Below are 21,727 nucleotides of genomic sequence, written 5' to 3'. Positions count from 1 at the left end.
TACGGCAGATCGGCTCATGCACCCAGCCGCCCGGGCGGCTGTCAACGGGGGGTACCGACATGTCCGGTGAGGCGGCCGGTATCCCACTCCGGAGTGGCCGGTTCCGCACCCCTGGTCCCATGAGCCCGCCCGCATGCGGCCCTTGCGGGCGGGTAGTCGCAGGTGCATGCCAAGGGCACTCGGGCGAGCGGGAGTTGTGATGCGACGATGGGGGCGGCGCGGCGGCGCGGCCGACACGGCGGTGGCCGACCGGGCGACGGCCGGGCCACCGGTACAAAAGGGGCTGGTTCCGGAACGGGCGGCACCGGAACGGCCGGTGGGGGAGCCGGGCGGCCCGGTGGCGGAAGCGGTTCCGCCGGGACCGGGTGAACCACCGCTGTCCCCGGCGCTCCGGATGACCGCCATGGCGCTCGCCTTCGCCGGCATGGTCGGCTTCGCCGTGGTGCTGGCCAGGCTGACCCTGGAGCCCTCCGCCGCCTCCGTGCCGCTCACCCACACCAATGTGCGGCCGGGCGACTCGATCGCCGACTACATCAACCAGGGCACCTTCCGCGACACCGTCAAGCAGCTCGGCGGCAATATCCTGCTCGGCGTGCCCTTCGGGGTGCTGCTGCCGGTGCTGGTGCCGCGTGCCCGGGGGCTCATCCGGGTGGTGCTGGCCACCGCCGTGGTGATGGTTCTGGTCGAGCTGGTGCAGGGCGCGATCGTGACCGGCCGGGCCTTCGACATCGACGACGTGATCCTCAACAGCGCCGGCGCGCTCCTCGGCTACCTGGTCCTCGGCCGCCGGCTGGGCCGCTCCGTGCATCCGCGCCGCCGCCACTGGTGGCACCGGCTCCGCCGGCGCCCCGCCCCGGCCCCCGCCGACCCGGGTGCCGCCTCCCGGCCCTGAGTCACCGGGCCCTTCACCCGGCCGGAGCGGTCGAGGCGGCCCGGGCACTCCGCGGAACCAGCGGGGTGCCCGGGCCGTTCGGGTGCCGGAGCCCGCCTGGCCCGGGTACGTGCCGCAGACCGGTCGCGCCCGCCTCCGGCCGCCCGCCCGCCCCCGGGCCGCGAGGCGCCGGGCGCCCGAGCCCGCTGGGTCCCGGACGGTGTACCGGCCACGGCCCGTCCCGGGCGAGCCGTACCCCCGGGACGGGAGGGGCCCGGGTCGCGATCGGCGCACCGCACGCCGAGGGCCGGCCGCTCCACCGAACCCGGTCGGCGGAGCGGCCGGCCCTGTCGCGTCGCCGGCCCCCGGTCAGGCGGCCGTGCGGCGGACGCAGTCGGCCACCACGGCCCGCAGGTCGCCCGTCTGCGCGAGCAGCTTCCGCTGGACCGCGGCGCCGTTGCCGTCCCGCAGCAGTGCGGCCAGCCGCTCCTGGGCGAAGGCCACGTCGCCGTTGTCCTCCAGCGCGTCCCGCACGTGATCGAAGAGCGCCCGGATCACCGTCTCGGCCGGGGCGGGCCGCATCGTCCCCGGGTGGATCAGCTCCTCCGCCAGGCCCGAGCGGCCCGCCCGCCACGCCGCCAGCCGCAGCAGCGCCACACTGTGCCGGGCCGGGGGCTCGCCGTCCTTCCACTGCCGGGAGGCCGTCTCGACGAGGCCGCGCACCAGTGTGGCCATCAGCGCTGTGCTCCCGGCGTCCAGGCAGACGTCCGCCACCCGCACCTCCACGGTGGGGTACGCGACCGAGAGCCGGGCGTCGAAGTAGATCATGCCCTTGTCGAGCAGCACCCCGCTCGCCACCATGTCGTTCACCTGCTCGTGGTAGCGGTCGGCCGACCCGAAGACCTCCACCGGACCGGCCGAGGGCCAGCGCCCCCACACCCGGCTGCGGTAGCTGCCGTAGCCGCTGTCCTCGCCCTGCCAGAAGGGCGAATTGGCGCTCATCGCCAGCAGGACGGCCAGCCAGGGCCGGATACGGTCCAGTACCGCCACGCCCTCCTCGTCGGACTCCACCGACACATGGACATGGCAGCCACTCGTCAGCTGCTCGCTCGCGGTCAGACCGAAGTGCTCCTTCAGCCACTGGTGGCGCTCGCCGCTGCCGATGGTCGGACTCGCCGGAAGCGGCGAGGTGGCCAGCGCCGCCACCCCGGCGCCCAAGCCCTCGGCGTGCCGGGCCGCCTCGGCCCGCCAGCGCCGGATCTCGTCCGCCAGATCACCCATGGAGGTCTGCGGCCGGGTGGCGAACTCCACCTGCTGCTTCTGGAGTTCCGCCTCGAAGACGTCGTCATGACCGCCCGGGGCGTCGGACGCCGCCGCCAGCACCGCGGTCGACAACGCCCGCGGCTCACCCGTCTCCCGGTCCACCAGGAGCAGCTCTTCCTCGACGCCGACGCTGCGCACAACCACTGCCTCTCTCGCGACGGCCCGGCCATGGCACGGACGCCGCCCTCAGAGCCCGTACGGATCACGGGCCACGGAACCCGGCGCCTTCCACCGGGCCCCGGTCGTCCGTCCGGTGCCCCCAACCGCGCGTTTGATGCCGGGTCGCCGCCCGCCGGCTCCCGCCCGGCCCGCCCTCGCCGGAGACGCCGGGGACATGAGGGCCGCCCGGGCCACCCCGGGGCCGCCGGGTCCCAGGGGCACCGGGGTCACCAGGGGAGGAACACATGGACGTCCTTGCCCTCGCCGTCCGGGACCACGCTGACCTGATCGGCGAGCGCGTGGATCAGATGCCAGCCGATCCCGCCGGTACCGCTCGCCGGATTGAAGGGCCGGGGAGCGGGTGGCCGGGGGCTGCTGTCGCGCAGGGAGACATGCACACCGTCGTAGGTGCGGCGCAGCCGCAGGACGAAGGGGCCGGGCGCGTACTGCACCGCGTTGGCGGCCAGTTCCGCCACCACCAGCACCACGTCGTCCAGGTGCTCCGCCGCCCGCGGCGGGTCGGCCCGCGCGAGAGCGCCGAGAAGGTCCAGCGCCGCGAGCCGGGCACGGGTCACGTCCCCGAGGTCGCCGTCGAAGCGGAGCGCGAGGTTGTCGAGGGCTCCGGGACCCACATCGCCGTTCCGGAGCGGCTCGGTAGCCATCAGTTCCTCCCGTCACCCGGAGCGCCGGCCGGCCGGAACCGGGTTCGGTCCGGGCGGCGGAACGCCGGGTCGGTCCGCCGGTGAGGTGCCGGCCGGGCGCGGTCCGCTCCGCGCTCTCCGGTCCGTCCCCTCCGGCCGTCTCGTCCAGTGTCTCTGTTCGTCTCTGCCGCCTTCACCGTCCGCCGGTCCGCGAACCGGCCGGCTCCGGCGGGTCTTCCGGTTCGGCTCCCGGACCACCTCGTCCCTCTCGTCGTTCCCTCCCGCCGCCCTCCCGGCGCCGTCGTGCCCACCACGCCCACCACGCCGTTCGTCTCGCCGGCCCGCCATGTCCGGCGGCGCGGGTTCCCGGTCCGCCGCGGGCTATCCATCGGCGTCCTCCGGGTCACCGGCCCCGGGAGCGAAGGAGGTTCCTTCCGGGTGCAGCCCGTGCCCCTGTCCCGCCCCCGCGGCGAGCGGAGTGGGGGAGAGGTCGCTGTTCTCCTCACCGGGCTCCAGCAGGGTGTCGGCGGCTCCCACGATCAGCGGGTCCGGTTTGCCCACCGCCTCCGGGTCCTTGCTGGTGTAGGGGAACCGGGAGAGCAGGCTGCGCATCGCCTCCAGGCGGCCCCGCCGCTTGTCGTTGCTCTTGACCACGGTCCAGGGTGCCCGGGGGGTGTCGGTGGCGCGGAACATGTCGACCTTGGCGGTGGTGTAGTCGTCCCAGCGGTCCAGGGACGCCAGGTCCGTCGGTGACAGCTTCCACTGCCGCACCGGGTCCACCTGCCGGATGGCGAACCTGGTGCGCTGCTCCGTGCGGGAGACCGAGAACCAGAATTTCACCAGCAGGATCCCGTCCTCCACCAGCATCCGTTCGAAGAGCGGGCACTGGCGCAGGAAGAGGTCGTACTGCTCCTGGGAGCAGAAGCCCATCACCCGTTCCACCCCGGCGCGGTTGTACCAGGACCGGTCGAAGAAGACGATCTCGCCCGCCGACGGCAGATGCGCGACATACCGCTGGAAGTACCACTGACCGGACTCCCGCTCGGTGGGCTTCTCCAGCGCCACCACCCGGGCGCCGCGCGGATTGAGCCGCTCGGTGAACCGCTGGATGGTGCCGCCCTTGCCTGCCGCGTCCCGTCCCTCGCAGATCACCACGAGCCGCTGGCCGGTCTCCTTGACCCACCGCTGGAGCTTCAGCATCTCTATCTGAAGCATCCGCTTGCGCCGCTCGTACGCCCGGCGGCCGATCTTGGAGTCGTACGGGTAGTTCTCCCGCCAGGTCCTTATCGGCCGACCGTCGCGGTCCAGCAGGACCGGCTGCTCGGGCCGGCTCTCGTCCACGGTCAGCCCGCTCAGCAGCTCGTCCGTGACCTCGTCCTCCGGAGTGTCCGGCCGCTCCAGCCGCGCCGGCTCGGGATCGCTGCCGGCGCCCGTGTCCGTGCCCGTGTTGGCGCTCGTGTCCGTGCCCGCGTCCGTGCCGGCGCTCGTGTCCGTGCCCGTGCCCGTGTCCGTGCCGGCGCCCGTGTCCGTGCCCGTGTTGGCGCTCGTGTCCGTGCCCGTGCCCGTGTCCGTGCCGGCGCTCGTGTCCGTGCCCGTGCCCGTGTCCGTACTGGCGCCCGTGTCCGTGTCCGGGCCGGCGCCCGTGTCGGCGTCGCCGCTGTCCGAATGAGGGGTGCCCTGTGTGTGCATCCCGTCGCCACCCCGTCCCATGCGCACCTCCGCCGCCCCGCCTCCGGGGACGGCCTGCCCGCGCGGGGACGGCCTGTGCGAATCGCCCGCGCGTACGACTCGAGTGCCCGTCCGGGCGCCCGCCACGCCCCCGGACGTGCTCCGGACGTGCTCCGGATGCCGGAGGTCGCCGGGGGCATACGGCAGGGGCAGATGATCTTCAACTTCGCGAGAAGTCGTGACGAAGGGGGAACCACCGCAGATGGCGATACCCGAGAGTGCCCCGGAACCCGGCCGTGTCCCCGCCCCCCGGGGCACCCGCCGTCTCCGCCGCCCGGTCCCCGGACGCGCCCGGGACCGCCGTCCCGGCCGGGGCCTGCGGGATCTCGTCCTGGCGGTCGGTCTGGTGGTGGTCGTGGTCTGCGCGGTGGCGGCCACCGCCGGGGCCGCCGCCCAGACCGCGACCGGGCTGCCCGCCGCCGTCCTGGCGACCACCGGGGTCGTCGCGGTCCTGGCGGGGGTCCTGTACGCGGGCCGCCGGCGCCGCACCCGGCGCCCGGCGGCCGCCACCGGGCCGGTGCCGGCGGCCGCGCCCCCGCCCGGGCCCGGGGCGGCCGATCCGGTCCTGTTCGCGCCCGCCCCGCCGGCGGAGGAAGCGACACTCGTCCCGGGTGCCGGTACCGAGGCGGTGACGGCTGTGACGGCGGCCACGGCGGTGGTGGAGCGGGTGGACTACGCCGCGCTCGACCCGGACGCCTTCGAACAGGCCGTCGCGGCGCTCTGCGAGCGGGACGGCTGCTGGGACGTCGAGGTGGTCGGCGGGGCGGCGGACCTGGGGGCCGACGTGGTGGCCACGGCGCCCGACGGCCGGCGACTGGTGATCCAGTGCAAGTGCTACGGCCCCACGCACAAGGTCGGCTCCCAGGACCTCCAGCGCTTCGGCGGCACCTGCTTCGCCATCCACGAGGCCGGGGTCGCCGCCCTGGTCACCACGAGCGAGTTCACCGAGCCCGCCCTGGGATACGCCGAGCAGTGCGGCATCCTCTGCCTGGACGGGGCCGCGCTGGACGCCTGGAGCGACGGCAGCGGACCGGCCCCCTGGGAACTTCCCGCGCCCGAGGGCGGCGGACCCTGCTGACCCGGTCCCCGGGCGATACGGCCCCTGGGCGGTACGGGCGCGGCCGGCACCGGCCCCTGAGCGGTACGGGCCCGAGCCGGCATCCGGTCACACGGACGGGCGGCGCCGGCGCCGGTCGGCGGGGCAGTGGCGCCCGGTCACGGCCTGGCGGGCCGGCGCACCTGAGCGGCCCGGCACTCGCGCCCGCGAATCGAAGCCCCGCCCCCGGGCCCGCTCTCGATCTGCCCTCGGCGGCCGGCTGGACGACGTACCCGCCCCGGGCCGGTGCCCGCTCTCGCGGCCCGGAGCCACCTCCGCGGGCCGATGGCCGGCCCCAGGGCCCGGAGCCCCGCCCGCGGGCCGGCGGTTCGATGCCACGGCCACGGCCCCGAGCCCCCTGCCCACGGCCCGGTGTTCACTCGCGCAGATCGACGATCCGCCGGATCTTGCCGACCGACCGCTCCAGGGTCTCCGGGTCCACCACCTCGACCGCCACCGAGACCCCGATGCCGTCCTTCACCGCCGCCGCCACCTCCCGGGCCGCCGCCGCCCGGCGCTCCGGCGGGGTGTCCGGCCGGGACTCGGCGCGGACGGTCAGCGCGTCCATCCGGCCCTCGCGGGTGAGCCGGAGCTGGAAGTGCGGGGCGAGTCCGGGCGTACGCAGCACTATCTCCTCGATCTGGGTGGGGAAGAGGTTCACCCCGCGCAGGATCACCAGGTCGTCGCTGCGCCCGGTCACCTTCTCCATCCGCCGGAAGGCCCGCGCGGTGCCCGGCAGCAGCCGGGTCAGATCGCGGGTCCGGTAGCGGATCACCGGCATCCCTTCCTTGGTCAGCGTGGTGAAGACCAGTTCACCCGGCTCTCCGTCCGGCAGCACCTCGCCGGTGATCGGATCCACCACCTCCGGGTAGAAGTGGTCCTCCCAGATGTGCGGGCCGTCCTTGGTCTCCACGCACTCCTGGGCCACGCCGGGGCCCATCACCTCCGACAGCCCGTAGATGTCGACCGCGTCGATGCCGAACCGCTCCTCGATCTCCCGTCGCATCCCGTCCGTCCACGGCTCGGCGCCGAAGATGCCCACTCGCAGCGCGGTGGACCGGGGATCGACGCCCTGCCGCTCGAACTCGTCCAGCAGCGTCAGCATGTAGGAGGGCGTCACCATGATGATCTCCGGACGGAAGTCCTGGATCAGCCGCACCTGCCGGGCGGTCATCCCGCCGGACGCCGGCACTACCGTGCAGCCCAATCGCTCGGCGCCGTAGTGCGCCCCCAGTCCGCCGGTGAACAGCCCATAGCCGTACGCCACATGGACGGTGTCGCCGGGCCGCCCGCCGGCCGCCCGGATCGACCGGGCCACCACCTCCGCCCAGACGTCCAGGTCCCGGTCGGTGTAGCCGACGACGGTCGGCCGCCCGGTCGTCCCGCTGGAGGCGTGGATCCGCCGGATCCGGGAGCGGTCCACGGCGAACATGCCGAACGGATAGTGATCCCGCAGATCCGCCTTGGTGGTGAACGGGAACCGCGCCAGGTCGGCGAGCGACCGGCAGTCCTCGGGCCGGAGCCCCGCCGCGTCGAACGCCCTCCGGTAGAAGGGGACGTTCGCGTAGGCGTGCCGCAGGGTGGCGCGCAGCCGCTCCAGCTGAAGCGCCGCCAGCTCCGGGCGGCCGAGCCGCTCCCCGGCGTCGAGCAGGTCGTCCATGGGCGATGCTCCCGTCATCGGACCCGGCACCGGGGCGCCCCGAACGGGCCGGAACGCCATCAGTGCCGTCTTTCCGGTCAGTGCCGACTTCTCGGACTCAAGGGGCGACCGATCATTCGGTGGGGCCCCGGTGATCAGTAATCCAAGCCGGCGCGGCGCTGACAAGGGGCGGGAGCGGGAAATTTTCCCGGGCGCCCGCCTCCGCGCTCCCCGCCCGGCCGCCTCCGCGCTCCCCGCCCGGCCGCCCCGGCCCCGCCGGGTCCATCGGGCCGCCCGGGGCCCGTTGCACCGGCGGGCGGACCACTGTGATGATCACTCCCATGCCGACCTACACCGCCCCCGACGGAACCGCACGCGCCTACCGGGTGAGCGGGGAGGGCGCCCCGCTCGTCTGTCTGCCGGGCGGCCCGCTCCGCCCCGCCGCCTACCTGGGCGATCTGGGCGGACTCTCCGCGCACCGCCGGCTGATCCTCCCGGACCCGCCGGGCGCCGGCGACTCCGCCCACCCGGCCGGCCCGGACGGATATTGCTGCGACCGGCAGGTGGCCGAGGTGGAGGCGCTCCGGGTCCATCTCGGGCTCGACCGCTTCGACCTGCTCGCCCACTCCGCCGCCGGCTCCCTCGCGCTGCTGTACGCCCTGGCGCACCCCGACCGGGTCGCGTCGCTCACCCTGGTCACCGGCGGCACCTGGTGCGCGGGCATCCCGGTCACCGGCCAGGACTGGCGCGACGCCCTGGCGTTGCGCCCGCCCGAGCCCTGGTACGAGGCCGCCCGGGCCCTCTTCGACGAGAACCCGGCGCCCGGCCGGCCCGCCCCGGACCCGGAGGCGGTACGGGCCGCGCTCCAGCCGCTGATGTACGGCCGCTGGGACAACGCCGCCCGGGCGCACGCCGAGAGCCGGGGCCCGGCCGAACCGGGGGCGGACGCCGCCTACTTCCCCGCCGGCTCCGGGGACCCGGCGGCCGTCCGGGCCGGACTCGCCTCGCTCGACGTGCCGGTACTGGTACTGGTGGGGGAGTACGACGCCCTGCCCACCCCCGCCCGGGCCGCCGAACTGGCCGCCCTCCTGCCGGACGCCGAGGTGGTGGTGCAGCCCGGCGCGGCCCACTTCCCCTGGGTGGACGACCCGGCCGCCTTCACCCGGATCGTCACCGCCTTCCTGGACCCGGAGGTCCGCACGGTCACCCTCGGCCCGCCGGCCGGGGCGCGGCTCGCCTACCGGACCTGGGGCGAGGAGGGCGCCCCGCCCGTGGTCCTGGTCCACGCGCGCGGCGAGTCCTCCCGCTCCTGGACCGGGATCGCCCGGGAACTCGCCGCCACCCACCGGGTGTACGCCGTGGACCTGCGCGGCCACGGCCTGAGCGACTGGCCCGGCGGCTACACCTTCGAGCGGTTCCGCGACGACCTGCGCGGCTTCATCGAGGCGCTGGGCCTGGCCGGAGCGGATGTCGTGGGCCACTCCCTGGGCGGGATCACCGCCGGACTGCTGGCCCAGGAGTGCCCCGGTCTGATCGGCCGGCTGGTTCTGGAGGACGCCCCGCCACTGCTGCCCCCGGCCGCGCTCCGTCCGGTGGCGCCCCGCCCGGAGGACGACCCGGGCTGCGACTGGGACGTGGTGCTGGACACCGACGCCCAGACCAACCAGCCGGACCCGGCGTGGACCGCCCGGTTCCCCGAGGTGACCGCGGCCACGCTGGTGGTCGGCGGCGGTCCGTCGAGCCCGGTCGGACAGGACCGGCTCGCCTGGCTGGCCGAGCGGATACCGGACGCCCGGCTCGTGACGATCGACGCCGGACACCACGTCCACACCGAGTGCCCGGCCGAGTTCCTCGCCGCCCTGCGCGACTTCGGCATCGGCACCCGCTGAAGCCTCCCCGGCCGGGCCGTGCCGGGCCGCCCCGCCGGTCCGTGCCGCCGGCCGGTCCGTGCTGTCGGGCCGGTCCGTGCCGCCGGCCGTTCCGTATCGCCCGGCCCGTCCGCCCCGCCGCCCGGACCGTGTCGCCCCGCCGGTTCGTGCGGCCGGGCCGGTGCCTGCCGGCCACCGGACCGACCGGGGGCCACCTGGCCGTATCGCCCCGCCAGGTCCGTACCGCCCCGCCGACCGGTACCGGGCCCCGGATTCCGTACCGGCCCCCGGACCGACCCCGGGCCACCTGACCGTACCGCCCACTCGGGGGTGTACCGCCCACTCGGGTCGTACGCCCGGACCGTGCCCGCCTCCGGCGCTCCCGTCCGTACCGGAGCCGGCCCCCGGCCGTACCGCCGGACCGTCACCCGGGGGGCGTACGCCCGGGCCGTACCGCCCGCCGCCCGGACCGGAGCCCCCGCCCGGACCCGGAGCCGGCCCCCGGCCGTGCCGCCCCCCCGCTCGGCCGGAGCGGCTCCTCAGGCGGCGCGCAGCCCGGTCTGGGCGCCGGTCACCCGGCGGGCGTGGTCCAGAAAGGCGCCGGTCGCCGGATGGGCGCCCGCCCGGAGCCAGACCAGGTGCACGGTGACCTCACCGGCGTCCCCGATCGGCAGATAGCGCACCCCCGGGTACGGATGGCTGTGGCGGGTCGCCTCGGCGGTGACCCCGACCGCGTCGCCGGTGGCGATGGCGGTCAGCCACTCGTCCACGTTCGCCACCTCCAGGGTCCCGGCCGGGCCCCGGCCCTCCGGCCACAGCCCGCTCCCGGTGGTCGCCGCCGTGGCGCAGACCGCCACCGTACGGCCGGACAGTTCGGCGAGCGTCACCGTCCGCCGGGCGGCAAGCGGATCGCCCTCGTACAGCGCGGCGAACCGGCGCTCCCGGTACAGCGGCCGCACCCCGAACGCCTCGCCCTCCGGCCGCACCCGGACGAACGCCACATCCACCTCGCCGCACCGGAGCGCCGCCTCCGGATCGGCCGGCCGCCGCACCTCCACCGGCACGTCGGGGTGCTCCTCCCGCCAGCCGCGCAGCAGCGGCACGGTGTGCCGGCCCAGCGCCGCCCAGGCGAAGCCGACCCGCAGCGGGCGCGGCCCGGCCGCCGCCTCCGCGAGCGCCTCGTCCAACTGGGCCAGGATCCGGTGGGCGTGCTCCCACAGCCGCCGCCCCGCCGGGGTCAGCCGCAGGCTCCGGGTCGTGCGCTCCACCAGCCGGGTTCCCAGCCGGCTCTCCAGCTGGTCCAGGGTCCGTGACAGCGCCGGCTGGGTGAGGCGCAGCACCGCCGCCGCGGCGGTGATGGTGCCCTCGTCCCCGATGGCCGCGAGGGCCCGCAGATGGCGCAGCTCCACATTCATGACCGCTGAGCATAACCGCCGCCCGGAAGGCATTTCCCCGGCCCCGTGCCACCCCCCTACGGTCCATTCCATGCGCATTCTTCTCATCGGTGCCGGCGGCACCCTCGGTACCGCCGTCCGCACCGCACTCACCGCCCGGGGACACCAGGTCGTCACCGTCGGCCGTACCTCCGGCGACCTCCGCCACGACCTCACAGAACCGGAGCAGATCGCCGCCATGTACGCGGCGGCGGGCGAGCTGGACGCCGTGGTCGGCGCGGCCGGCGACACCCCGTTCAAGCCGCTCCCGGAGCTGACCGGACCGGAGTGGACGGCGGCCTTCCGGGGCAAGGTGCTCAGCCAGCTGGAACTGGTCCGCCAGGGCACCGGCCGGATCTCGCCGCGCGGCTCCTTCACCCTGATCAGCGGTGTCCTGGCGCGCAGCCCGATTCCCACCGGGGCCGCCGCCTCGATGGCCAACGGCGCCGTGGAGGCGTTCGTCCGGGCCGCCGCCATCGAGATCGCTCCCCAGCGGATCAACGCCGTCAGCCCCACCGTCTTCACCGAGTCGCTCGGGGACTACGGCGACTACTTCCCGGGCTTCCGGCCGGTCCCGCCGGCCGAGGTGGCCCAGGCGTACATCCGCTCCGTCGAAGGTGGCCAGACCGGCCAGGTCTACACCCTCGACTGAACCGTCCCGGCCCCCCGGGCCACCCGGCCCGAGGGGCACCTCCGGAGGGTGAACCCGGGGGCCTGGCGGGGTGTCCGGGCACGTACCATGGCGGCATGTCCTTCCTCCGCCGCCGCAGCCCCGCCACACCCGCGGGCCCGGACTTCGACGTCCTGGCCATGGACCCGGGCGACTGGCCCGGCAACCTGGGCGCCGGTCTGCTTCCCGCCCCCGACGGCAGCTGCCAGGGCGTCTTCCTCCGGTACGACCTGTTCGGCGGCCGGGGCCCCGCGATGGTGATCGGCAATCTGCCGGAGGGCTCCCCGGCCCGGGAACTGGGCGACGGCCAGATCCCGTTCGAGGTCGCCCAGCTGCTGGTGGCGCTGGAGAACGACGAGCCGGTCGAGGTGACGGGCACCGAGGACATGCCCGTGATGCAGGGCGACAATCTGCTCATCGTCCGCCGGCTCACCCTCTCCGAGAGCCGGATCTCCTGCGTCCAGTTCGACCGCAGCGACGGGGTGCTGGTCACCATCGCCAGCTGGGACCGGCCCATCACCAGCGATCTGTACGCGCTCCTCAAGCCGCTGCCCGCCGAGCTCTTCCAGCAGGGCTGACCGGCCGGGAAACCATGGGCGCCGGCCCGGGCCCCGCGACCAGGGCCTGTCGTTCGGATCTTGCTGGGCTCACACCGCCTGGGCACCGCACTCCCCCAGACTTCGTCCGGGGGTACCCCCACGCGGCGTTGTCGTCGGTCGCCGCTGCTCCGCAGGGACTCCCTCCGCCTTGCGATGCCTCCCCTCGGCTCTGAGGGCCTGGGGATGCCCCATGGCACCAGACGCCGCTCACTCATCCAGCCTGATCCAAACGAAAGACCTTAGAGTCGGCACCATGGCATCGAGTCCGACCAATGACAGCGACCGGGTGAGCGCCGGCGGCGCGGGCAGCGCGCGGGTCGACAGCTGGATCTGGGCCGTACGGCTCACCAAGACGCGCTCCCAGGCCGCGACCGCCTGCCGCGCCGGACACGTCCGGGTCAACGGCGAGCGGGTCAAGCCCGCCCAGCCAGTGAAGCCGGGCGATCAGGTGCGGCTCTTCCACGCCGGCCGGGAGCGGGTGGTGGAGGTCAAGCGGGTGCTGGCCAAGCGGGTCGGCGCCCCGGTCGCCGCCGAGGCGTACACCGATCACAGCCCGCCCCCGCCGCCCCGGGAGCACACGGCCCTGGCCGGTGTCCGGGACCGGGGCGCCGGGCGGCCCACCAAGCGGGAGCGCCGCGATCTGGACCAGCTTCGCGGCCTCCGCCCCTGACCCGTACGCCCGGCCCCTGACCCGTACGCCCGGCCCGGGTGCCCGCCGGCGGCCCGGCGGAGGGGCGCCCCCTCCGCCGGGCCGCCGGCGGCGAGCCCTCACTCGTCGCCCGTCAGCCGGCGAACAGCCGCGGTGCCCGGGCCGCCGCCGTGCCGAGCCCGGTGGGGCCCCGGTGGCCGCGCCACAGCGCCGTACCGGCGCCCGCGTACACGTCCTCGGCCCGGTAACGCCGCGCCCCCCGGTGCCAGTTGAGGATCCCGGCCAGCCAGTCCTGCAACTCCCCGACATAGGCGTCCAGAGCGGCCCTGCCCCGCTCGTCCAGGCCGAACCGTTCGGCCAGCGAGGGCAGTTCCCGCCGCTTGAGATGCTCGAACTGGCGCAGCCGGCCGCGCATCAGATCGTCCACCACCGAGACCGCCGCCGGGTAGTCGCAGCCGAAGAACGTCTGGGTGACCAGGACCAGGTTGTGCACCTCGCCCTCCACCTCGATCTCTTTCTGGTACGAGAACAGGTCGTTGATCATCGTGGCGTAGTCGGCGGCCGAGTCCTCCAGGGCCTTCAGGGTGCCGGAGGCGAGCAACTCGGCCGGCAGGGCGTCGGCGTGGCGCAGCCGGGCCAGGCTCATGGTGAGATCCGAGCCGAAGGTGGACCGCCGCATCTCGATGTAGTCGACCGGGTCGGGCACCCGGTGCTGGGCCTGGTTGTGCAGCTCCCAGAGCCAGCTGTCCAGCATCTTCTCCACCGCCGAGCGCAGCGCCCGCCGGCCCCGCTCGGACATCGGGCCCGCGGTGCGCGCCCAGAGGTCGGCGAGCGCGCGCTCCATCGGGCTCACCGCACCCGCCCGGGCCGCCTCCGGATCCGCCACCGGCAGGCAGTGCTTCAGCCGCTCGGTGCGGAGCCGGGCCCCGGCCAGGTCCCGAGGCCGGCCGAAGACCAGCGGGTAGTAGTCGTCGCCGTACGTCCCCCAGGTCAGCCACTCCGATGAGAGCTCCAGCTCCTCGGGCGTGGCGTCCGGGTCGAGCCCCGCCGCGCAGAGCGCGAAGTCGAAGCCCCGCAGCATGGGTTCGTCCCAGATGTCGTCCAGCAGGCCCATCCGCCCGGCCCAGGCCACCGAGGCGTCCAGGGCCCGCCGGTGGTGCGGGCTGACCGACACCGGGTAGGGCAGGTCGAAGTCGGGGAGCAGCGAGGGACCGACCGGCTGGTGCGGGAGATGGGTGAGGGTGCGCAGCCGGGCGGCGGCCGGGCGGCCGAACAGGTTCCGGATGTCGAGCGCGGAGGTGCCCAGCGCCCCGAGCGGAAGACCGGCGAACGGGCCCCCGGGCGCCCCGCCGGACCCGGGCGCCCCGTCGGGCCCGGAGGTCCCGGCGAGCCCCGGCAGCCCGGGAATCCCCGCCGCTCCCGAACCGCCGGACAGCGCGCCCTCGTTCATGTACCGGCTGGAGCGCAGATGCCACTCGTGGCCGCCGGACTGCCAGTCCTGGAGGCCCTTGGCGTACGCGGCCACGGCGGCGGTCTCCGCCGGGCTCAGCCCGCGCTCCAGACAGAGCGCGGGCACCTCGGTCAGCGCGGTGTTCTCGAACTGCTGGAGCCGGGAGGTCAGCAGGTCGTTGACGGCCTCGGCGGCCTCCTGGGTGGTGCAGCCAAGGAAGGTCTCCAGGACCAGCACGCCATTGCTGTTCTCGCCCTCCTCCTCCACCTCGCGCTGGTAGGAGAAGAGATCGTTCCGCAGGTGCACCGCGTCCGCGAAGGTGTCCCGCAGCACGCGCAGCGGGCGGGCGCCGGCCACCGCCTCCGGCAGTTCGGCGCCGGCCGCGTACTCGACCAGCCCCGCCGACCAGGGCGCCCCGCCCACCTTGCGGCGCATCTCGATGTACTCCAGCGGGTTGGCGATCCGGCCCTCGTTGATGTTGGCCAGCTCCCACATCGACTCATTGAGCAGATGCTCGGTCGCCTCGGCGAACCGGGTCCGCCACCCGGCCGACATGGCCGGCACCGTACGCGCCCACAGATCCGCGAGCCCCGCCTCCACCGGGTGGACCGGCTCCGGCGTCCCGCTGTCCGGGTCGAGCGGCATGAAGGCGGGCAGCCGGTCCAGATACGCCCGGCCGCCCGCCAGGTCCTGGGTGCGCTTGAAGACTTCCAGGAAGTGGTCGTCGAAGAAGAAGACCCAGACGTACCAGTCGGTGACCAGGGACAGCGCCTCCGCGTCGCAGTCCGGGTGGGTGTAGGCGCAGAGCAGCGCGTAGTCGTGGGAGTCGAGGTCCTTCTCCTCCCAGACCCCGGACCCCTCCAGCATCCCCATCCGCCGCGCCCACTCCTTGGTGTGCGCCCGCGCCGTGTCGAGATGCGGGTTGAGCCGGGCCGGGTACGGCACGTAGAACTCGGGCAGGACGAAGGGCTGAGCCATACGGGCGGGACCTCTCCGGTAGGTGAGCGGCGGGACTCCGGCGCCCTACCCCGGGTCCCGGCCCTTCACGCGACCGCCGTAATAGTCGTACTGGTACTACTAATTCTCGGCCGGTGGTCGCCTTCCGCGCACGAGCCCGCCCCGCCTCAGCCGCCGTACAGAACCCGCACGTCGGAGGCGCGGACAAAGGCGATCCGGTGGCCGAACTGAATCCGGAAGTACGTCTCCTGACCCCGCACCACCCGGTGCCCGGCGGTGTCGAACGAAGGTGCGTAGTAGTACACGCCCGGCGTCCGGCCGCTCGTCGCGTACCGCTGGCCGGCGGGCAGGGTGTACGGCAGCGGGGTGAGCGGCTGCGCCGGCACCTCCGGCGGGTAGGCCGCCGCCTCCGGATAGGCCCGCCCGTACACCGGGATCTCCGCCCGGCCCTCCGCCGGGGTCACCAGCCACCCCCGCGCACCGACCGCGACCGGCGCCGACCGGGGGTTGTGGAACCATGCCCGCTGTCCCAGGTACCAGATCGCCGTCCAGTCGCCGCGCCGCTCCGCCACCGCGTACCGCTGGCCGGTCGAGGCCCGGGCGCCGGTGTCGTTGACCCCGGTGGTCGAGGCCCCGCCGTCCGGCCGCAGCCCGGCGTCCCGGACCAGCGGCGCGTCCGGGTCCGGCGCGGTGCGCAGCCGTACCGCCCCGCTGCCGTGCGGCGGGCAGACGTCGCCGGGCGCGGCGCAGCCGGTGTACAGCGGGCGGTTGAGGTCGTAGTCGGGGCGGATCGTCACCTGCGCGGCGCGCGGCCCGGCGGTCGCGGTGAACGGCCGTCCCAGCAGGGCGAAGTAGTGCGCCCAGTCCCAGTACGGCCCCGGGTCGGTGTGCATCCCGGGCACGGCCGCCGGTGTCGGGCCCGGCACATTGTCGTGGCCCAGGATGTGCTGCCGGTCCAGCGGCACCCGGTACCGGTGCGCCAGATGGCGGACGAGACGGGCCGACGCCCGGTACATCGCCTCGGTGTACCAGGCGTCCGGGGCGATCAGGAAGGCCTCGTGCTCCAGCCCGATCGAGGTGGCGTTGACATACCAGTTGCCCGCGTGCCAGGCCACGTCCTTCACCGGCACATGCTGGGCGATGTGCCCGTCCGAGGAGCGGAGCGAGTAGTGCCAGGAGACATAGGTGGGGTCCTGCACCAGCTTGAGGGTGGTCTCCCAGGTCGCCTCGGTGTCATGGATCACGATGTACTCGACCGGCGGAGCGGCCGGCCGGTCCGCCTTGTCGTGGTTGCCGTAGTCGCCGTCCCCGAACTCCTCGTACGGCGCCGGGAGCCACGCGCAGCCCACGGTCGGCGGACAGTCGGGCAGCCGGCCGCCCGGCGGATCCGGCTCGGGTCCGGCGGACGCGCCGGTGGCGGGGCGCACCCCCGGCTCGGCGGCCAGCACCACGAGCTGACCCGCGTCGTTGACCCGGCGCTCCCCGGCGCGCAGCACCTCGTACACGTCGTTCGCGTACGCCCGGGCGGTGGCCGGGTCACCGGCGCCGGAGAACCGCGCCACCGCGCCGTACCAGTCGGCCGGATCGGGGCTCGCCGGGTGCCCCAGCTCCCGTTGCGCGGCGGCCAGCAGCGCGGCACCGCCCCGGAGGTTGTCGGCCGGACTGGTGCGCAGCCGCTCGGCCGGCAGTCCGGACAGCTCCGCCGCCCGCTCCAGCGTCCGCAGCCGGGCGGGCAGCTTCCGGGGGAGCACCGGCGTCCGGGCGGTCCGCCGGGCGGCGGGGTCCGGCTTCGGGGGACGCGCGTCGTCGCCGCGCGCGTCCTCGGTGCCGACCGCGTCGTGCGGGGCCTGCGGGGCGGTGGCACCGGCCAGCGCGGTCCGGGCGTCCGTCAGATGCATCGGCCCGTAGCCGCCGGTGACACTGGGAGCGCCGCCGTGGGTGTCCCAGCGGGACTGGAGGTACGCCACCGCCAGCAGCACGCCCCGGGGCACCCCGTACCGGTCGGCGGCCGCCGCGAAGTCCCGCTGCAACGCCGTCGCGGGACCGGGAGGGGCCGGGTCGGCGGCCGGGCGCGCGGCGGCCGGGGCGGTGAGCACGGCGGGCAGCAGCAGCGTCGCGGACGCCAGGGCGCCGCCCGCCCCGCGCAGCAGACGATCACGAACGGATCCGGGCAAGGCGGCCTCCCTGGGGCGGACGGACCGGCGGGCGGCGGCGACCCGCGAACGGCCGCCGGCCACCGACCGTACAGGGGTATCGCTTGCCGGACCGCCCGTCAATGAGGCCTGCCCGCCGGGGAATTCACCCGGCGGGCGGCCGGCCCGGGGCCCCCGGGCATCCCCGGGGAGCGTGGCCCGGGCCCGGCGGCCCGGACGGGGGCGCCGGCACGACGGAGACGGCCGGCTCCGCCGAGGGGCGGAACCGGCCGTCTCCGTGGATCACTCGGGCGGGGGAGGGCGGACGGCCCCACGAGGGCCCGGTGGCACCCTTTCCCCGGTGCGCGGCACGGGATGCCGCCGTCCGGGTCAGGCGTGCGCCCGGTGACTCCGGCCGGTGATGAGCCGGTAGAGGGCCAGGATGATGACCGAGCCGACGATGGCCGCGATCCAGGTGGACAGGTCGAAGAAGCCGTCGATCGAGTCGACCCCGAAGATGACCTTGCCGAGCCAGCCGCCGAGCAGACCGCCGACGATGCCGATGAGCATGGTCACCAGGATGCCGCCCGGGTCCTTGCCCGGCATCAGAGCCTTGGCGATGGCACCGGCGAGCAGTCCGATGATGATCCAGGCGATGATTCCCATGTTCCGACCTCCACGATGGCTCTCACGGCGCTGCGGGGAGCAGCGGCATTCCACCGCTTTGCCCTCCGCCCGGCACGTAAACACGTGATTCCGCTTCCGTTCGGTCACGGGCGCGGTCCGGTGCCCCGGTACGCGACCGGAGGCTCCCCACCGGGCCCTTCGCGCGGCGCCGGGCGGGGCGGCGGGACACCGGGGCGAAGGTCCCGCCCCGGACCGGGCCGAAGTCCCGTACCGGACGGGGCGAAGGACCTCCGGCGAAGGGACCGGTCGGCACGCATGCCCCCGCCGGGCGGTGGCCACAACAAGATGTGGGGCACCGCACGCCGCGCGGTGCCCCGGTCCGCTCCACCGCGTGCGTCGCCTTCGCCCGGACGGGCGGCAGCCGGCGGGGGTCCGTACCGGGGAGGCCCCGGGAGGAAGACGCCGGCCACGGCGGACACGCGTCACGGGAGACACACCCGGCAGACACACCCGGGAAACACACACGGAAAGGCGAGGGAAGCATGGCGTGGAACACGGCCCGGGTCCGGGCACACGTCCACCGCGCGGTGACCCTGCTCGGCGGCGGGCGGCGTCCGGAACCGGAGACCCTGCGGCTGTACGCGCCGGCCGCCGGGGCCCACTGGACCCGCGCCGGGCACCACCGGATCGGCTGGCAGTGCCCGGGGTCGCTCTGGCACCCCTGCGACCTGCTGCTGGAGCGCAGGACCGGTGACGGCTGGTCGCCGGCCGCGCTCCTCGCCGAACAGGTCGACCCGCGCTCCCTCGGCATCCTGGTGGCGGTGCCCCCGCTGCCTGCCGGCGCCTACCGGGTGAGCATCACCTCGCCCGAGCTTCCCCGGCCCGCCTGCGGACCGCCCCTGATCATCGAACCCGGGTGACCGCCGGTCCCGCTCCCGGCGTCAGGGAGACAGGACCGGCGGCAGCGGGGGGAAGGTCAGCGGGTGCCGACCGCCGCCCGGACGGCCCGCCGGGCCAGCGCGCAGTCGTCGTGCAGCCGGCGCAGCAGCAGCCGGTGCTCCTCGCCGGTGACCATCGCGCCCGGCCGGCCCGGGAGGCAGCCGGCCGAGACCGTCTCCCGCATGGTCCGCTGCACGGCCGTCTCGTACGTCCGGATCTCCCGCGTCAGCACCAGCATCAGGTTCACCAGGAACGCGTCCCGCGCCGCCGGCCCGGCCGCCTGGGCCAGCCGGCCGATCCACTGCCGGGCGTCCGGGGCCGCGCCGAGCACCGACCAGAGGGTCGCCAGGTCGTAGCCCGGCAGGTACCAGCCCGCGTGCTCCCAGTCGACCAGCACCGGACCGGCCGGCGAGAGCAGCACATTGGAGAGCAGGGCGTCCCCGTGGCAGAACTGCCCCATGCTCTGCCGGCCGGCCTCCTGCGCCAGCCCGTGCAGCAGCTTCTGGAGGTCGTCCTGGTCCCGGTCGGTGAGCAGCCCCAGTTCGTGGTAGCGCGCGATCCGGGCGCCGTAGTCCAGCGGGGCGGCGAAAGTCCCGGCCGGCGGGCGCCAGGAGTTGAGCCGGACCACCGCGCCGAGCGCGGCCCGCACATCGGCGCGCGGCAGGGCCTCGGCCGGATGCCGGGAGAGCCCGGCGGGCCGGCCCGGCATCCGCTCGATCACCAGCGCGCAGCTGTCCGGGTCGGCGGCGATCAGCCGGGGCGCCCGCACCGGCGGCCGGTGCCGGACGAAGGCCCGGTAGGTGGCGATCTCGTGCCGGAACCGCTCGGCCCACCCGGGGGAGTGGTCCAGTAAACACTTGGCCACCGCCGTGGCGCGCCCCGTGCTGCCGACCAGCAGTACGGACCGGCCGCTGCGCCGCAGCACCTGCACGGCGTTGAACTCCGGGCAGATGCGCTGCACCGAGGCGATGGCCTTCCGCAGCCGTGCCCCCTGGTGGCCGGAGAGATCGATCCTCCCGCTGAGCGGTTGGGCGAACACCGGGCCGCCCGGCCGGCGTGCCATCCGGCCCGCGCGGGCCGGGTCCGGATACGGCACGGCGGCGGGCGGCAGAGTACGCGGCGGCCGGGGCGACACGGAGGAGGACGCTGTGTACATGGGTGAGCAGATCCCTTCGTGTGCCGACGAGTTGCCTGCGCCGCCCCGGCCCGGTGGCGGCCGGTGTCCTGGGGAACACCGGCCGCCACCGGAACGAGGTGGCGCGTTCCTACCTGACACCCGCGCGCGGGTGGCACACCATCTGGCGGACCCTGGCGAAGCCTGGCGAATAGTCGCCGGGCCCATACGGCCGGGCTACTGTCAACTCAGCCGAGAACCTGGGGGCTTGATGTGAACAGAGGACCCAACACCCGCCTCGCCGATCTGTTCGGCCTGGCCGGCTGGTCGAAGGGCGAGCTCGCGCGGCTGGTCAACCGCAAGGCGGCCGCGACGGGCCATCCCCAGCTGGCGACCGACACCTCGCGGGTACGGCGCTGGATCGACATGGGGGAGTCCCCGCGCGATCCCGTGCCCCGGGTGCTGGCGGCGCTGTTCACCGAGCGACTCGGCCGTGTCGTGACCATCGAGGACCTCGGGTTCGCGCGACCCGGGCGCGCCGGGAGACGGCAGGACGGCGGGGGTGGAGACACCCCCGGCGGGCTGTCCTGGGCGCCCGACCGCACGGCCGCGGTCCTCACCGAATTCACGGGAATGGACCTCATGCTCAATCGACGCGGCCTCATGGGCGCGAGCGGCGCGCTCACCGCCGGCTCCGCCATCTCCACCGCCCTGCGGGACTGGCTCCGCACCGATTCCGCCGCCGTCCCCGCCCCCCGCTCCGCCGACGCGGCGAGCACCGACCCGGTCGGCTTCGACCGCTACGAGGCGGCCCCGATCGGCACCCAGGAGATCGAGGAACTCGAGCGCTCCGTCGAGGTGTTCCGCGCCTGGGACGCCTCGCGCGGCGGCGGCCTCCAGCGCAAGGCGGTGGTCGGCCAGCTCAACGAGGTGGGCGGCATGCTCGCCTACCGCCACCCGGACCACCTGCGCCGCCGGCTCTGGGGTGTCGCCGCCAACCTGGCCGTCCTGGCCGGCTGGATGTCCCACGACGTCGGCCTGGAGCCCACCGCCCAGAAGTACTTCGTGATCGCCGCGCACGCCGCGCGCGAGGGTGGTGATCTGCCGCGCGCCGGGGAGGCCCTCTCCCGCGCCGCCCGGCAGATGATCCACCTGGGCCGGCCCGACGAGGCGCTGGACCTGATGAAACTCGCCAGAGCGGGGTCGGGCGAGGAGATGCTGCCGCGCACCCGGGCGATGCTGCACACCATCGAGGCGTGGGCGCAGGCGGCCATGGGGCAGGGGCAGGCGATGCGCCGCACGCTCGGCGAGGCGGAGGAGCTGTTCGTCTCCGGCAAGGGGCCGGCCGAACAGCCCACCTGGATGCAGAGCTTCGACGAGGCCGACATGCACGGCATGCAGGCGCTGGCCTACCGGACCCTGGCGGACCACGACGCCGCGGCGGCGGCCACCGCCCAGCGGCACGCCAGGCGCGCGCTGGACCTGCGCAGGGGCGGGTACGAGCGGTCGCAGATCTTCGACTATCTCTCGCTCGCCTCGGCCTGCTTCATCGCCCGGGACCCCGAACAGGCCGACCGGTACGCCCGGTTGGCGCTGGCGGCGATGGGCACCAACTCCTCGCACCGCACCTGGGACCGGCTGCGCGAGATGTACCGGCTGACCGGTCAGTACGCCGGTCACGCCCGGATCGGGGACCTCCGGGCCGAGATCGAGCACGCGATGCCCCGGAGGGCCGCCGCCGGCAAGGAGCGCGGCGCCGCGATCTGACCGCCGGTGCCCGCGGCGTCCCGGTGCTCACGGTCCCCGGTGCCCGCGGTCCCCGGTGTCCGCGA

General features: G+C 75.3%; 17 protein-coding genes. 8 read left to right on the top strand and 9 right to left on the bottom strand.

Annotated features, from left to right (window positions below):
• Positions 1–199: 199 nt before the first annotated feature.
• Complete coding sequence (locus NX801_RS13990; RefSeq protein ID WP_428986141.1) at positions 200–892, top strand: VanZ family protein; 693 nt, start codon at positions 200–202, stop codon at positions 890–892.
• Positions 893–1,240: 348 nt separating this feature from the next.
• On the opposite strand, the gene NX801_RS13985 is transcribed toward NX801_RS13990, so the two are convergent.
• From NX801_RS13985 to ppk2, 3 genes are all read right to left on the bottom strand, one after another.
• Complete coding sequence (locus NX801_RS13985; RefSeq protein WP_258788010.1) at positions 1,241–2,332, bottom strand: glutamate--cysteine ligase 2; 1,092 nt, start codon at positions 2,330–2,332, stop codon at positions 1,241–1,243.
• A gap of 248 nt (positions 2,333–2,580) precedes the next feature.
• A complete protein-coding gene (locus tag NX801_RS13980; RefSeq protein ID WP_258788009.1) occupies positions 2,581–3,015 on the bottom strand; it encodes an ATP-binding protein in 435 nt (144 codons plus the stop codon).
• Positions 3,016–3,375: 360 nt separating this feature from the next.
• Positions 3,376–4,395: a polyphosphate kinase 2 gene (gene ppk2 / locus NX801_RS13975; protein WP_258788098.1), complete on the bottom strand. Its 1,020-nt coding sequence runs from the start codon at positions 4,393–4,395 to the stop codon at positions 3,376–3,378.
• 529 nt (positions 4,396–4,924) lie between these two features.
• Between ppk2 and NX801_RS13970 the strand changes: the two genes are divergently transcribed.
• The gene (locus NX801_RS13970) at positions 4,925–5,800 is read left to right on the top strand and encodes a restriction endonuclease (RefSeq protein WP_258788008.1); all 876 of its coding nucleotides are present in this window, start codon (positions 4,925–4,927) and stop codon (positions 5,798–5,800) included.
• 394 nt (positions 5,801–6,194) lie between these two features.
• Here NX801_RS13970 and paaK read toward each other — a convergent pair whose 3' ends face one another.
• Positions 6,195–7,478 (bottom strand): phenylacetate--CoA ligase PaaK, encoded by a 1,284-nt coding sequence (gene paaK / locus NX801_RS13965; RefSeq protein ID WP_258788007.1) that lies wholly within the window; start codon positions 7,476–7,478, stop codon positions 6,195–6,197.
• A 320-nt stretch (positions 7,479–7,798) separates the two neighbouring features.
• Between paaK and NX801_RS13960 the strand changes: the two genes are divergently transcribed.
• A complete protein-coding gene (locus tag NX801_RS13960) occupies positions 7,799–9,346 on the top strand; it encodes an alpha/beta fold hydrolase (protein ID WP_258788006.1) in 1,548 nt (515 codons plus the stop codon).
• Between the two features lie 518 nt (positions 9,347–9,864).
• On the opposite strand, the gene NX801_RS13955 is transcribed toward NX801_RS13960, so the two are convergent.
• Complete coding sequence (locus NX801_RS13955) at positions 9,865–10,740, bottom strand: LysR family transcriptional regulator (protein ID WP_258788005.1); 876 nt, start codon at positions 10,738–10,740, stop codon at positions 9,865–9,867.
• Between the two features lie 70 nt (positions 10,741–10,810).
• Here NX801_RS13955 and NX801_RS13950 point away from each other — a divergent pair, with 70 nt between their 5' ends.
• The 3 genes from NX801_RS13950 (at position 10,811) to NX801_RS13940 (ending at position 12,697) form a co-directional block, all read left to right on the top strand.
• On the top strand, positions 10,811–11,410 hold the full coding sequence (locus NX801_RS13950; protein ID WP_258788004.1) for a short chain dehydrogenase: 600 nt from the start codon (positions 10,811–10,813) through the stop codon (positions 11,408–11,410).
• A 95-nt stretch (positions 11,411–11,505) separates the two neighbouring features.
• Positions 11,506–12,006 carry a hypothetical protein gene (locus tag NX801_RS13945; RefSeq protein WP_258788003.1) on the top strand — a complete coding sequence of 167 codons (501 nt, stop codon included), beginning with the start codon at positions 11,506–11,508 and terminating at the stop codon, positions 12,004–12,006.
• A gap of 274 nt (positions 12,007–12,280) precedes the next feature.
• The gene (locus NX801_RS13940) at positions 12,281–12,697 is read left to right on the top strand and encodes an RNA-binding S4 domain-containing protein (protein WP_258788002.1); all 417 of its coding nucleotides are present in this window, start codon (positions 12,281–12,283) and stop codon (positions 12,695–12,697) included.
• A 112-nt stretch (positions 12,698–12,809) separates the two neighbouring features.
• On the opposite strand, the gene NX801_RS13935 is transcribed toward NX801_RS13940, so the two are convergent.
• The 3 genes from NX801_RS13935 to NX801_RS13925 form a co-directional block, all read right to left on the bottom strand.
• The gene (locus NX801_RS13935) at positions 12,810–15,104 is read right to left on the bottom strand and encodes a terpene synthase family protein (protein WP_258788001.1); all 2,295 of its coding nucleotides are present in this window, start codon (positions 15,102–15,104) and stop codon (positions 12,810–12,812) included.
• Between the two features lie 146 nt (positions 15,105–15,250).
• Positions 15,251–17,257: an N-acetylmuramoyl-L-alanine amidase gene (locus NX801_RS13930; protein WP_258788000.1), complete on the bottom strand. Its 2,007-nt coding sequence runs from the start codon at positions 17,255–17,257 to the stop codon at positions 15,251–15,253.
• A 348-nt stretch (positions 17,258–17,605) separates the two neighbouring features.
• The gene (locus NX801_RS13925) at positions 17,606–17,881 is read right to left on the bottom strand and encodes a GlsB/YeaQ/YmgE family stress response membrane protein (protein WP_258787999.1); all 276 of its coding nucleotides are present in this window, start codon (positions 17,879–17,881) and stop codon (positions 17,606–17,608) included.
• A gap of 503 nt (positions 17,882–18,384) precedes the next feature.
• Here NX801_RS13925 and NX801_RS13920 point away from each other — a divergent pair.
• Positions 18,385–18,762, top strand: coding sequence for a hypothetical protein (locus tag NX801_RS13920; RefSeq protein WP_258787998.1), 378 nt, complete (start codon positions 18,385–18,387; stop codon positions 18,760–18,762).
• 56 nt (positions 18,763–18,818) lie between these two features.
• Here NX801_RS13920 and NX801_RS13915 read toward each other — a convergent pair whose 3' ends face one another.
• Positions 18,819–19,937, bottom strand: coding sequence for an aminoglycoside phosphotransferase family protein (locus NX801_RS13915; RefSeq protein WP_258787997.1), 1,119 nt, complete (start codon positions 19,935–19,937; stop codon positions 18,819–18,821).
• Between the two features lie 231 nt (positions 19,938–20,168).
• Between NX801_RS13915 and NX801_RS13910 the strand changes: the two genes are divergently transcribed.
• Positions 20,169–21,662 carry a DNA-binding protein NsdB gene (locus NX801_RS13910; RefSeq protein WP_258787996.1) on the top strand — a complete coding sequence of 498 codons (1,494 nt, stop codon included), beginning with the start codon at positions 20,169–20,171 and terminating at the stop codon, positions 21,660–21,662.
• The last annotated feature ends 65 nt before the right edge of the window (positions 21,663–21,727 follow it).

Origin of the sequence: Streptomyces pyxinae (genome assembly GCF_024756275.1) — a bacterium.
Classification (GTDB): Bacteria; Actinomycetota; Actinomycetes; order Streptomycetales; family Streptomycetaceae; genus Streptomyces; species Streptomyces pyxinae.
Note: the sequence above shows the minus strand (reverse complement) of the source record. Positions and strands in the feature narration are given on the sequence as shown.